At 63.5% G+C, this 13,303-nt stretch carries 11 protein-coding genes; 5 read left to right on the top strand and 6 right to left on the bottom strand.

The features are described 5' to 3' along the window. Positions 1 to 20: 20 nt before the first annotated feature. From NG697_RS05005 to benA, 5 genes are all read right to left on the bottom strand, one after another. Positions 21 to 2,852, bottom strand: a complete 2,832-nt coding sequence (locus NG697_RS05005) for an AAA family ATPase (protein WP_252613718.1) — start codon at positions 2,850 to 2,852, stop codon at positions 21 to 23. A 61-nt stretch (positions 2,853 to 2,913) separates the two neighbouring features. Beyond that, a complete protein-coding gene (locus NG697_RS05000) occupies positions 2,914 to 3,741 on the bottom strand; it encodes a 1,6-dihydroxycyclohexa-2,4-diene-1-carboxylate dehydrogenase (protein WP_252613717.1) in 828 nt (275 codons plus the stop codon). After that, the gene (gene benC / locus NG697_RS04995) at positions 3,741 to 5,312 is read right to left on the bottom strand and encodes a benzoate 1,2-dioxygenase electron transfer component BenC (protein WP_252613716.1); all 1,572 of its coding nucleotides are present in this window, start codon (positions 5,310 to 5,312) and stop codon (positions 3,741 to 3,743) included. Before benC ends, NG697_RS05000 begins: the two co-directional genes overlap by 1 nt. Positions 5,313 to 5,428: 116 nt before the next feature. Beyond that, on the bottom strand, positions 5,429 to 5,965 hold the full coding sequence (benB, locus tag NG697_RS04990; RefSeq protein ID WP_252613715.1) for a benzoate 1,2-dioxygenase small subunit: 537 nt from the start codon (positions 5,963 to 5,965) through the stop codon (positions 5,429 to 5,431). Positions 5,966 to 6,001: 36 nt separating this feature from the next. Continuing rightward, the gene (benA, locus tag NG697_RS04985; RefSeq protein WP_252598678.1) at positions 6,002 to 7,384 is read right to left on the bottom strand and encodes a benzoate 1,2-dioxygenase large subunit; all 1,383 of its coding nucleotides are present in this window, start codon (positions 7,382 to 7,384) and stop codon (positions 6,002 to 6,004) included. 321 nt (positions 7,385 to 7,705) lie between these two features. Between benA and catA the strand changes: the two genes are divergently transcribed. The 4 genes from catA (at position 7,706) to NG697_RS04965 (ending at position 11,368) form a co-directional block, all read left to right on the top strand. Continuing rightward, positions 7,706 to 8,602 (top strand): catechol 1,2-dioxygenase, encoded by an 897-nt coding sequence (catA, locus tag NG697_RS04980; protein ID WP_252598677.1) that lies wholly within the window; start codon positions 7,706 to 7,708, stop codon positions 8,600 to 8,602. A gap of 109 nt (positions 8,603 to 8,711) precedes the next feature. Continuing rightward, positions 8,712 to 10,010 carry a benzoate/H(+) symporter BenE family transporter gene (locus NG697_RS04975; RefSeq protein ID WP_252598676.1) on the top strand — a complete coding sequence of 433 codons (1,299 nt, stop codon included), beginning with the start codon at positions 8,712 to 8,714 and terminating at the stop codon, positions 10,008 to 10,010. A gap of 417 nt (positions 10,011 to 10,427) precedes the next feature. Further along, complete coding sequence (locus NG697_RS04970; protein ID WP_252611959.1) at positions 10,428 to 10,844, top strand: SDR family NAD(P)-dependent oxidoreductase; 417 nt, start codon at positions 10,428 to 10,430, stop codon at positions 10,842 to 10,844. Between the two features lie 320 nt (positions 10,845 to 11,164). Further along, a complete protein-coding gene (locus NG697_RS04965) occupies positions 11,165 to 11,368 on the top strand; it encodes a cold-shock protein (protein ID WP_091256599.1) in 204 nt (67 codons plus the stop codon). 19 nt (positions 11,369 to 11,387) lie between these two features. Here NG697_RS04965 and NG697_RS04960 read toward each other — a convergent pair whose 3' ends face one another. Further along, complete coding sequence (locus tag NG697_RS04960) at positions 11,388 to 11,762, bottom strand: hypothetical protein (RefSeq protein ID WP_252598674.1); 375 nt, start codon at positions 11,760 to 11,762, stop codon at positions 11,388 to 11,390. An 814-nt stretch (positions 11,763 to 12,576) separates the two neighbouring features. Between NG697_RS04960 and NG697_RS04955 the strand changes: the two genes are divergently transcribed. Continuing rightward, positions 12,577 to 13,303 (top strand): transposase (locus tag NG697_RS04955; protein WP_509908554.1); only part of this gene is annotated, 727 nt, incomplete at its 3' end.

Raw genomic sequence — 13,303 nt, 5'->3', positions numbered from 1 at the left:
AGAACAAGCTGTGTTCCGGGTCAGTCCTTGGCCCGGAACACAGCCGCAAGTTCGCTGCGGGAACGGATTCCCATCTTCCGGTAGACCCGCGTCAGGTGGTACTGAACCGTCTTCTCCGCCAGGAACAGAGCCCGCGCCGCCTCCTTGTTGGTAGCCCCGGCCGCTACCAGTTCGACCACCGCCCGTTCCTGTGCTGTTAACTGAAGGTGGTGGTCGCTGGCCGCCATGAGCACGGGATCGGCCGGATCGGGCAGGTTACCGACGTCAAGACCTGTTGCTTTGAGCTCACGGTCGCACCGTTCCACGTACGTGGCCGCCCCAAGGGAGTCGTACAGGTCGCGGGCCACGCGCAGGACCGAGGACGCCAAGCGCCGTTTGCCCGCCCGGCGCATGCTTTGGCCGTAGGCAAAGCTGACCCGCGCCCGCAAATACGGCCGGTTAAGCCCGCGGAGGTGGCCCAGGGACGTCTCGAAGTGCTCCCTGGCAGTGTCGGGGTCCCCCTGCGCGGCCACGAGTCGGCCCCTCGCCCACGCCATCCGCGCCAGATCCGAAGGCACTTCCCGCTCTCGCGGAACCCGTTCAAACGCGGTAAGGAACGAGTCGGCGGCGTCGAGCTGATCAGTCATGACAAGGGCGTTGACGTAGGTGTCCTGCCAGGGCCAGAAGGACACCCGGTTCTCAGTCCAGGGGTCCAGCTCCGTCAGCGGCTGCAGCACAGCCAAAGCGCTTTCATAGTCGGCCCGAGCCTCGTGGAAGCGGGCACGGGCAAGGCTTGCCGGCACCTGCATGGCCCGGTAGGTCCCCGGCTGCACCGCTGCCTGTGAAACGTAGTATCGGGCCCGGTCCCAGTCCCCGCGCATGGACCAAAGCTCCGCCGCTGTCCAGTACAGCAGGGGCCGGATCAGCGGCATTCGCGAGGTTTCGAGGCGGACAGATGCGCGCGCCACGGTGGCAGCAGCCGCATCCCAGTTGCCAAGCACCAGGTGGGTACGCGCCAGCCAGGCCTCGGCCCACAGGGAAATCCGCATCGAGCCGCCACGGTACTCAGTGGGAGCAGCCGCCTCGAAGTTAATCAACGCTGACTCAACGTTGTCAAGGCGCAATGCCAGCCAGCCGGCACCCATCTGGACCCGCTGCTTCTGGGCGTTCTCGGCAGCATGTTCGAAGGCCCGGTGATAGGAGGCCTCCGCCTCCGAAAGCCGGCCCTGTGCATACAGGCCCAAGCCGTAGATTGCCTCTGACTCAATGTGCGCAGGGGTTCCCGGCTGCGTAAGTTCCATCGCCCGTTCGGCCCAGCCGGTAATCAGCGGGCCGTCCCAGGACGCTACCCCGTGCAGGACGAAGCGCTGCGCCACCTGCGCGGCGGCCGCGGGATCACGCTGCGGGTTGCAGGTGCGCCACGCCATCTCCAGCTGCGTCTGCGCGCTGTCATTTTGTCCCGACACAGTAGAGAGGTATCCCAGGACTGAGGAGCGGAGCGGTGAGGACGGCAGGGCGTCCACTGCCGCGCTCCACATTTGGGCCTGGGCTATATTGCCGGAACCCACCAGGGCGTCCACGGCTCTCAACAGCCTGTCGTTCCGGGAACGGGTGTCCTGGGAAAGCCGGGACGCGGAGAACAGCGCCGTCGAGGCATCCTGCCACACCCCCAGCAGGGCCTGGCCCCGGGCGTGCTCCTCCAACTCCTCAGCAAGGGCCTCGTCTGCTCCGGGAGTCGCTGAGACGCGGTGGCCCAGACGTTCACCCTCGGGCTGCACGGCCTCAGCTGCCAGCCGGTGCAGCGCGATGCGCCGGCTGGGGACGATCTGTTCGTAGATGGCCTGAGCTGTGCCTGGTTCAAAGAACACAACGGAAGAACGGGCCTGATCAACAGTCAACCCCAGCAGCCCTGCCCGGTGTCCCTCGTCGAGTACCTCCATGACCGACTCCAGCCCGCTGACCTGGGAAACCTCCGCCAGACCCGCGCTGCGTCCGAGCACGGACGCAGCCTCTGCCACAGAGACCAGCCCGGGAGACGCGGCCGCCAGGACGCTGCGCATCCGGGCGCGCACCCGGGAGGTCGGAGGCAGGGTAGGAAACCACGTCTGCCACGTCTCCGCTGGTAACTCCTGGAGCAGCTCGACGACCGGTTGCGCAATTCCGCCGGTGTGCTGGACCAGACCGTGGGCCGCCGTGGCACTAAGGTCGATGCCGAGCCTCGTCCGGGCAAGATGCTGGACCTGCTTGGGCGTGAGCGGATCCAGCGGGATCCGGGTGACCTGATGACCTGAAAGGAAGTCCAGGGCACCTACGGGGACACGTGTTGCGTCATCGGGGTTGATCGTGAGCAGGAACAGAATCCTTTTTCCGTGCAGCCGGCGCATGACGAAGGTGAGGATGCGCAGGCTCTCGGCGTCGAGTTTGTGAACGTCGTCGACGGCGACAACTACGGTGCCGTGCGACTGCAGTCCTTCAAGGTGGGCGCTGAGCGTCGAAGCGTAATTGACCACCTGGGCCGGCATGAGAGCCGCGACGGGGCCAGCGGGAACCGGCGGGCCGCCGTCGTAATCCTTTGCCGAGCGAAGCGGCGCGGCGAGCATAAGCTGGGAGTAACCGGCGAGGGCAAACTGCGCCTCCCATTCGTCGCCCATGGCGGACAGTACGCGGACACCACGGACCCCGGTGCGGCAGTGCTCAAGGAATAAATCGAGCACTGCGGTCTTCCCGGAGCCCGATGGCCCGGAGATCACCACTGCGCCCACATGTCCCTTGCGGACAGTGCGGAGAATCTCCAACAGCTCCTCGAAGACCTCCCGCCGGCCAACGAGCGGAAGGTCCTCCGCCATTTCACTGCTTATGGAGCCCGTCGTCATGACCGCAATCCTACTGGAGCGGACCGTACGGCCCTGGCGGCGGGAATTCATCACGGCGGCCTTAGCCCAGGTCCCCGCCAGCAACTGGAAGGATGGTTCCGGTGAGGTAAGACGCTTCATCTGATCCAAGGAATACGATCGGCGCGGCCTGTTCGTCCAAGGTCCCGTAGCGCTTGAAAAAGGAAGAATCCACGGTTTGGTCAACGATCACCTGGTACCAGGCCTTTTCCGTGGAGGATTCGGCCTCCGGCCCCCGCTTGACCTTGCGGGGCGGCGCCTCGGTACCCCCCGGTGCGGTTGCGACCACGCGGATGCCTCGTCCGCCCACCTCCATTGCCAACGACTGCGTTAAGGCATTGACTCCGCCCTTCGCCGCTGCATAGGGCACCCGGTGCAGCCCGCGGGTGGCCACCGAGGAAACGTTGACGATGGTACCGGAGCCCTGTTTCAGCATGGCCGGCAGCACCGCCCGGCAGGTCCAGAGGGTGGGAAAGAGTGAGCGGCGGATTTCCTTCTCGATCTTCTCCTCGTCGTACTCTTCGTACGGGCGGGCCCAAATCGTGCCGCCGACATTGTTGACCAGTACGTCCACCCGGCCGTGGGCGGCCAGCGCAGCCTCCACGGCCTGCTGCGCACCTGCGAAGGTCTCAAGATCTGCGGTCACCGAGGTAGCCGAGCCTCCTGAACCGGAACCCTGGGCCGCCTCCTCGATCCCTTGCGCCACCTCATGGACCAGGTCGGACCGGTCCACGAGGACAACGGCGCCGCCCTCGGCCCCGATCCGCTCCGCTACCTTCTGGCCAATGCCCTGGGCGGAGCCGGTCACAAGAGCCACCTTGCCGGCATAACGGCCAGGAGTAATGAACTGTCCAGCATATGGCTGCGTCATCAGTGGGCGGCCTTGGCATCGATCGCGTTCGCCATGGTGTCCTTGGCGTCGTGTGCATGGGCCATGATGACCTCGCGCGCCCGCGCCTTGTCCTGACGTTCGAAGGCGTCAACGATATCCAGATGGTCCTGCGTGACCCGCATGAAGATGCTGGTTCCCGCCTCGAAGGCCGCCGCCATCTGAGCATGGACGTCGAGCCGGCGGTAGGACTCGAGCAGCATGGGGTTGTCGCAGACCATAAAGAGGTATTCGTGGAACTCCTCGTTGGTCCGCGCGAACTCATCCGGGTCCTGGATGGTGCCACTGGTGACAAAGCGCGTGGTGGCCTCGGCAAGCCGGCGGAACTGGTGCAGCTGCTCCTGGCTGAGCCGGCCCAGCATCAGCTCGCTCACTGCGAGCTCCAGGCCCATGCGCGCGTCGAGCTGGGCAAAGCTGTCCTCCTTGCGGAAATCCAGCCGGCCGGTCTCGAGGGACGAGACGGCCTCGCTACGGCTCATGGTGTCGCCTTCCGCCTCGATCTTCGCCACGGCTGCCGGTGCACCTGTCTCCGCGTCGCCGCCGGTGGTCTCCTTCGGGGCAAACCGCTCGAAATAGAAGTTGGCGGGCTTGATGCCCTCGGAGTCCAGCCACTTCGACACGGCATTGACCATGGGAGGCGGCCCGCAAAGATAGATGTCAACATCGCCGTCGAACAGGTGCGCGGGCGCAATGATCTGGGTGACATAACCCGTGTTTGGAGCAGACGTGCCCGGTTCGGAAGCAATGTAGTCCCACGTGAATCCGGGCAGCTTCGCCTCATATTCCCGCAGCCAGTCCAAGCCAACGATGTCCGCCTCGCGGGTCAAACCATAAATTAGGTGGACGGGCACCGACTGCGGATTCTCGGAGAGCTTCTCAAGGATGGACAAGAGCGGGGCCAGGCCGGTACCGCCTGCCAGGAGCAGCAGGGGTCGCTTGGGCTCGCGCAGGAAGAACGAGCCGTAGGGACCCGTGAATTCTATGGTGTCGCCCACCGCTGCCCTGTCGCGCAGGTATTCGGACGTCGCACCTTGGGGCGTCACCCGCACCATGAACGACGCATCGTGCACCTCGGGGCCGCTGCTGAAGGAATAGGAACGCTCCGCGTCGGTTCCGGGGACCTTGACGTTGACGTACTGGCCCGGAAGGAAGGCCAGAGCATCCCGGTTTTCCACGTCCAAGGTGAAGGACACCGTTGTTTCCGTGTGCTTGTTGAGTTCCTTCACGGTGGAAGTGAAGGTGGTGGCCGAGGTCTTCGCCGACTCCGACGTGGCAGGGATCTGAATGGCCAGATCGGACTCCGGCACTGCCTGGCAGGTGAGCATGTAGCCCTTTTCGAGCTCCTCCTCCGTCATGGCGTCGTCAATGTAATCACCCGGATCGAAGGAACCGGAATCGCAAAACGCCTTGCAGGTGCCGCACGCACCATCACGACAGTCCGACGGAATGTTGATGCGTGCCTTGTACGCGGCGTCCATCACGGTCTCGTAGTCGCCGACCTTGATGACTTTGGTGACGCCATCCTCGAAGCTGAGGGCTACTTTGTGGCCCATGATTTCCTCCTGGCTGGGGATCGCGTCGTAGCGACCCGGGAAAGTGTGGATGTGCCCGCCGGGCACGGTTTTGAAACGGTCAAGGCCGGGGCCGGGCGGGCACCGGCACGCTGCCGTCAGATCATGTAGACGTCAACCACGTGGTGGATGTAGTCATTCTTGAGGACGACCTTCTTCTTCATGATCACCGGCTCCCCGCCGGCAAGATCGATCGTGTAGAAGCTGGTCCCGAAGTACGTGTCCGTTGTGTTGTAGCGGAAGTACAGGGTGAACCAGTTGAAGCGCACCTTTACCTGGTCGCCGTCGTGCTCCACGATCTCGATGTTTGTGATGTTGTGCCCGGTGCGGGGCTCCGGGAGGGAGGTGGCCGAGGACCGGTCCGTCTTGATCCGGAAGACCCGGTCCTCAATGCCGCCGCGGTTATCGTAGTAAATGAGCGAGATCTCGTTTTGCGGGTCCTCGGTCAGCCGGTCGTCGACGTCCCATGCGGGCATCCAGAACTCGGAGTCCGGGTGGTAGCACTGGAGCCAGTCATCAAATTGGCGCTCATCCAGCAGCCGGGCCTCCCGGTACAGGAAGGCACGGACGGTTTCGAGCGTGGCGATCTCTTCGGCGGTCCTGAGCGCCGGAGCAGGTTTTGTCAGGTTGATCATGGGTTATGCACTCTCTCTGGTTCGACGTGGACGCGGTCAGGCAGTGACGGGGAGGCTATCCAAAGCGGAGCGCTCCGCCTCCGCCAAGCCCCGGTCCATGACTTCCTTCCAGTACCCGTGCTGGATCGGGTAGAGCCCCTCGTCCTCCGTGCGCACCCCGGAGGCTATGACCTTGGTCATACCCAGCGCCCGGGCCTGCTCGTCGGGGCCGGCGATCTCGTGGGTGGACCCGCGCGTCATGTCGTTCCACGGCGCCGAGGTGGCCCAGTAAGTCTTGTTGCAGGATCGGAACTCTTCGAGGTCGTCGGGGGTGGCCATGCCCGTCGCGTTGAAGAAGTCCTCGTACTGGCGGATGCGCTTGGAGCGGTTCTCCTGGGATTCGCCCTTGGGTGCGATGCAGTAAATGGTGACCTCGGTCTGGTCCGCGGAGATGGGGCGGAAGTGGCGGATCTGGGAGGAGAACTGGTCCATGATGTAGACATTCGGGTACAGGCACAGGTTCCGCGAGATGTTGATCATGAAGTTGGCCATTTCCTCGCCGTACTTCGCCACGAGCTCCTCGCGGCGGTCCCACAGCGGGCGGTCCTCGGGGTTGGTCCACTCCTGCCATAGCAGCAGGTGGCCGTGGTCGTAGGAGTAGAAGCCGCCCTTGACCTTGCCCCACTTGCCGGCGTCCATGGCCTTGGTCTTGTTGGCGGAGTCGCCTGCGCTGCGGCGGGCGGTGGTGGCAGCGTAGTTCCAGTGCACGGCGGTGACGTGGTAGCCGTCGGCGCCGTTCTCCGCCTGCACCTTCCAGTTGCCGTCATATGTGTAGGTGGATGAGCCGCGCAGCACTTCGAGTCCCTCCGGGGACTGGTCCACGATGGAGTCGATCACCTTGGTGGCGTCACCCAGGTGCTCTTCGAGCGGGAGCACGTCCGCCTTCAAGGAACCAAAGAGGAAACCGCGGTAGGAGTCGAAGCGGGCAACCTTGGTGAGGTCGTGGGAGCCCTCTTTGTTGAAAGTCTCCGGGTAGCCGGCGTTGCGGGAGTCCTTGACCTTCAGCAACTCACCGGAGTTCTTGAAGGTCCAGCCATGGAACGGGCAGGTGAAAGTGGTGCGGTTGTCCGTCTTGCGGCGGCACAGCATCGCGCCGCGGTGGGAGCAGGCGTTGACGATGCAGTTCAGGTTCTCGTCCTTGTCGCGGGTGATTACTACGGGAGTGCGGCCGATGTTCGTGGTGAAGTAGTCCCCCACATTGGGGATCTGGGACTCATGGGCGAGATAAACCCAGTTGCCCTCGAAGATGTGCTTCATCTCCAGTTCGAAAATATCCTCATCGGTGAAAATTTCGCGCTTGGCCCGGATGACGCCGTTCTCACGGTCGTCGATCACGGCGTCGGAAAGGACCTCACGGACATGGGTCAGGTTCTCGGTCATGGCTGCTCCTTCATTGGAGGGTGCTATACAAATTTGGCGGAAGGTCCGGGCCAGCCGGGGGCGCCGGCGGGGGACGTTGTCAGGCAATCCTGCCCTATCGTGACCACCCTCACATCAGGCAAACACCTAGGTTCGACCAAGGGTGAAATTATGTAGGCTTCATGACTAAAAAGCGGCCAAATTGATATTTGTGGCGTCCTTATCGCGAGGCCTATCATGAGACAGACATCACGCGAAGCCACGTCACCGCGGAATTACACCCCGGCGCACTGAGACTCGCACCGGGTGCAGGAACCCTTCCTCCCCTGTTCAACGAAGAGTATGGAGAACACCATGACTGACACCCAAACGGACGCCCGTAAAGAGGACGAGGGCACTGCCGTCGAAGCCGGTTCAAAGGCCACCGAGCGCTTTACCGCCTCAGGAAAGCTCGCGCAGCTGGACGTGCCGAAGGAAAGGGTGAGCCTGCTGGCAGGGGCACTCATCAAGGCCGCCAACGACATCGTCGTCGAACACGAGGTCACCTACGAGGAATACAACGCACTCAAGGCCTGGCTGATCAAGGTAGGGACAGACGGGGAATGGCCGCTGTTCCTGGACGTGTGGCTGGAACACACTGTCGAGGACGTCAACTCCCAGGACCGTCCGGGCACCGTGGGGACCATTGAGGGACCCTACTACGTCCCCGGCTCCCCCGTGCTCCAGAGCCCTGGCACCGTGGAGATGCGCGAGGACGAGGAGGGCACCCCACTGCACTTCACGGGCCGCTTCACTGATACCGAAGGCAATGCAATCCAAGGTGCCCAGGTGGAAATTTGGCATGCGGACAGCGCCGGGTTCTACTCCCAGTACGCCCCGGGCCTCCCCGAGTGGCTCTTCCGCGCCACGGTCAAGGCGAAGGACGGCGGCCGCTTCGAAATCAACACGATGCGCCCGGCGCCGTACCAGATTCCCACGGACGGAGCTTGCGGGCAGCTGATCAACGCGGCCGGGTGGCACGCCTGGCGCCCGGCGCACATCCACATCAAGGTCTCCGCGCCCGGCTTCCAGCCTGTAACCCAGCAGCTGTACTTCCCCGGCGATCCTCACAACGACGATGACATCGCATCGGCGGTCAAGCCCGAGCTGATGCTGGACCCGCGGCCGCGCACGGACGGCCAGTCCGGCGAAGAAGTGGTCTATGACTACGTCCTCGCCAAGGAAGGCCAGCACAAGTAGGAACCACCGCCCGAAATCGGTGCCGGCGCCTCGGCTCTTGCACGGACGGCGCCCCGGAGTGCCAACTCCGGGGCGCCAGTGTTTTTTTCCGCCGTTCCCAGGAGCCAGAATGCCGCGATCCCGCGAGATCCAGCCCGCTATGCCCCACGCGGAAGCCGCTGTGGCCCCGGAGTCCCAGCCGCTGCTCGAACGCCCGGGGGTTCGCCCCGCGGGGGTGCGCCAATTCCTCCGTGACCTGGGCACGCCCTACGTATCCAACGGGGTGATCGGCCTCATCTTTGCCGGCTCCGGCCCGATAGCGGTCACGCTGGCCGTTGGAACGGCGGGCGGACTTACCCAAGGCCAGCTCGCGTCCTGGGTGTTTGCCATCCTCTTCTCGGGCGGGGCGGCGACCCTGTTCATGTCGCTCCTCTATCGCCAGCCCCTCGGCTTCGCCTGGTCCATTCCCGGCACAGTGCTCTTGGGCCCGTCCCTGCAGCACTTGTCCTTTCCGGAGGTGGTCGGGGCGTTCTTCACGTCCGGCATTCTCATCCTCGGGCTGGGTGCCACCGGAATGGTTCGCCGGATCATGGCAGCCGTCCCGATGCCGATCGTCATGGCCATGGTGGCCGCTGTGTTCCTGAAATTCGGCACCGACGTCGTTGCCTCAGCCCAGGCGAACCCCGTGGTGACTGTCCCGATGGTGGCCGTCTTCCTGGTCCTCTCGGCCGTGCCTGCCCTGGGCAGGTTCATTCCCCCGGTGCTCGGCACCCTTGTGGTCGGTTGCCTGGCCGTGGCGGCAAGTGGTCAGTTTGCCCTCCGGGAAAGCGGACCGATTCTTGCCACCCCGGTCTTCACCCTTCCTGAGTTCACCTGGGCTGCCCAGCTCGAACTGGTTGTTCCCCTGGCCCTCACCGTGCTGTTCGTTCAGAATGGCCAGGGCGTCGCCGTTCTCGGTGCCGCCGGCCACAATCCGCCGATCAATGTCTTCGCCATCGTTTCAGGCGCGTTTTCCTTGCTCAACGCTTGCTGCGGCGCTGTTTCAGCCTGCGTGACCGGCCCCACGAACGCCCTCATGACCTCCTCGGGAAGCAGGCAGCGCCAGTACACAGCTGCAGTGGTGTACGGCGTTCTGGCCATAATCTGCGCCCTCCTGGCTCCCACCCTCACCCGTCTCATGCTCGCCGCGCCCACGGAATTCATCCTGGCCCTGGGCGGCCTTGCGATGCTGAGGGCCCTCCAGCAAGCCTTTTTGACCGCCTTCGCCACAGCCTTCACATTGGGGTCCCTGGTGACCTTCGTCGTGACCATCTCCGGTTTGAGCCTTTTCAACATCCATCCGGCGTTCTGGGGGCTCGTCATCGGCTACATGGTGTCCCGGCTGCTTGAACGCGCGGATCACGCCAAGTCTCAACGCCGGGATTGCTAGCGGCACGTCTTAGGCCTCCTCAATCCTGCTTGGCATCTTCATGCAAATACTGCTCAGCAATTAGTCGCTTGCGGAGATCCAACGACTTTGAGATTCTCGACACCAAATTCGATTCGTAACCGGACTGTTCCCGTCGCCGAATGGTATGCGGAAGCCCCCCGGCGTCGCTGGGCAGAAGAAGCCGAATTGGCTGTTTTGATGATTCCGCCCATCATGATCCGCGTGCTGCTTTCGTGGGCGGTTCCGACGCACGGTATCGACTGGACTCTTCTGCAGCTGGCCAAGGGCTGATTCTGGCAGTTTAAGTGGGGACCGTCGCCCGCGTGCATCGCGGAGACCAAGCCGCAATGAGGCCCGTGATGATCCCCGCGCAGCCCCGCCGACAACGTCCAATTCCAAATCCCCACGGACGGCACAATGGTCCGCCCCAGCGCGGATCACTGCCGGGACAAAAACCGGCCGAGGACGGGAACCGATGGTAAATCCACCTCCGTCGCCATAGCCGGCACGGACGCTCACATCGGGTCCTTCAGAAGCATCGGCTACTCAGCTAGCAAGGCGGCACTTCTTTCCGTCACGCGGAGCCTCGCCAACATTCTTGGGCCCAGAGGAATCCGGGTCAACGCTGTGACCCCGGGCTGGGTCGACAGCGGCATCATCAGCGAATCATACGAAGCAGCAAGCCTGACTCCGCTGGGTCGAAACGGAGCACCTGGAGACATAGCCTCGGTCGTCGCTTTTCTACTAAGCCCGGAAGCAGCGTTCATCGTCACTGACGGCGGCTACAGCGGTGTGGACTACAACATGAAGCAAGAAAATGACCTTCTTGGCTAAGCCTTTCCGCGTACACGGAATGGTGGCTATTCAGCGGGCAGTTTTCCGGTGGCCCGGGCTCGAAAGGGCCGTGCGCCGCAATGTGGCGTCCACGACCAGATCCCTGAACGCATTAACCGGTCCCGGCGTCCCGCATAAGGGGCCTTCGGCCCGGTCGCGCGGTGAGCACGCGCTCAGCACAAGCCCAAGGATGCTCTCTGTCCGCCGCTGACGGAATTTCTTGCCAGTGGCCGGACCACCCACATAAGCTCAGCCGTGTGAGTGGCCGGGACGGCAATCCGAGAAGCGGAACCGACCAGCGACCCGTGAAGGACATCAGCATGGCTACAGGTACTGTCAAGTGGTTCAACGCCGAAAAGGGCTTCGGATTCATCGCCCCCGACGACGGAAGCGCTGACGTGTTCGCACACTATTCGGCAATCGCCTCCAGCGGTTACAAGTCCCTGGACGAGAACCAGAAGGTCCAGTTCGACATCACCCAGGGTCCCAAGGGGCCCCAGGCGGAAAACATCCAGCCGCTCTAGAGCTCCTGGAAGAGACCGGTCAGCCTATGCGGCGGGCCGGTCTCTCGTTGTGTTCGGGCACCTGCGAGGCGACGGCCTTCTGTTCTTCTTCCCGATTCTTGGCCCGCAGCGCCTTCGCTTCGGCCTTCTGGATCGAGGCCCTCGCCGCGTTGACGCCGGCGGAGGCAGAGATCGTCCGGATCTGATTGAGGGCAACGTGGCCAGCTCCCACCGCCAATACAGCGAGGACAGAGACGCCGGTTACCCAGAAGCCGGATGCGGCGATGACGGGAAAATGATGGCTGCGGCGGCGAGCTAAATGGTGGGAAGGCCATGGCAGCAGGGCCCACCAGTTCCTACAACTCGCCCTCGAGGCCGGCCCCGCCTGCCGACTGGCCAGGCTCAGCAAGCTCATGATCAGCTCCGAATCAGTGGCTATGTCATGCCGTTCCCCCCGCTGTCCTGCATGAACAGGTATCAGAGCGGAAAATTCCGGACCGGCCGCAAACCCAGGTCCATCCAAAGAATAACCAGCAAGTCATGTTGTACGCGGCTCTAGCCACCATGAAGAAGTGAACGCGAAAACCCGACGGAAGGACGAACGAGGATGAACTCCCAGCAGAGACCCCGCAGGGCGGTACCCGGCCCGCCGTAGGCAGCCGCTTCCCCACACAACCGAATAGGCCGTTTCCGGGACCCCACACACCCGGAACATCAGATCAGAGTCCAGAGTGTGCACAATGTGCACACGAAATAACACTCAAAAGCCCCTGACCTGAGGAAACACTGTGCCCGAGGCGGGACTCGAACCGGAATCCAGCCCCCGAAACCACTGGACTCCCCCGGAAACATGCGGAATCCGGCCCGATCCGACCGATGTACGCCTCAGTCCGAGGCCCAAAGTGTGCACATTGTGCACACCCCATTTTTTGCCTTTCGGCGGCAACTCCGACTCGCTGGCCTTATCAGCGGCGGACGATACCGACCGCAGAAGCGACACGACCCGAGTCACCAATCCGGATTCGGCAGGATCACGACTTTCGGGCACGAATCGAGGAACCACGTTCATCACTGAATATTGGCCTTCAGGGGGTCCAGAGGTGGTGCGGGTGAGCGCCGTGGTCGGAATCCCGATTGGCGTGGGTGAGCGCCAGTGTCGGTGTGGGTGAGCGCCATCTGTAAGGCTCCTTCCACCACGTGAGGGCCACGTGGCGGAAGGATTACCGGCAATGGTACGGAAGATCAAGGCGAAACTGGTTTTGCAGTTTCGCAATCAAGGCCTATCGGGCAGGGCTATCTCGTCTGCTCAGGGCATGTCTCGGCACAGCGTTCAGGCGGTGATCGAGGCTGCTGATCTGGCAGGGCTCGGCTGGGATGACGTTGCTGATTTGTCTGATGGTGAGGTTTATCTGGCGCTATTTCCCGGCCGCGGGGTGCGCGAGAGCGTGTTTATGCAGCCGGACTGGGGCCAGGTGCACCGGGAGCTGGCCAGGGTTGGGGTGACGTTGAAGCTGCTGCACCAGGAGTATGTCGACGCATCCGGTCGGGCGGGGCAAGCGGCGATGAGTTATGACCGGTTCTGCAGGCTTTATGGCGATCACGCGATGGTCACTGGCGCCTCGTCCCGGGTCGGCCACAAGGCCGACCGCAGCATCGAGGTCGACTGGTCTGGGCCGACGATGCAGCTGGTCGATCCGGCAACGGGAGAGGTCTCGAAGGTGTATTTGTTCGTCGCGTGTCTGCCGTTCAGCAGGTATGCGTTCGTGGAGGCGTGCCTGGATATGCGGCAGGATTCGTGGCTGCGCGCGCATGCGGAGATGTTCGCGTTCTTCGGCGGCACGGTCCCGCGGCTCGTCCCGGATTATGTTCCGCGGAACATAATCGGGCACCAGGTGCCTCGGTGCGGCCCCAATGTGCTCGAACACCTTCCGCAGCCCGTGGCAGACACACTCGGCG

The organism is Pseudarthrobacter raffinosi, assembly GCF_023913835.1.
GTDB lineage: Bacteria > Actinomycetota > Actinomycetes > Actinomycetales > Micrococcaceae > Arthrobacter > Arthrobacter raffinosi.
Note: the sequence above shows the minus strand (reverse complement) of the source record. Positions and strands in the feature narration are given on the sequence as shown.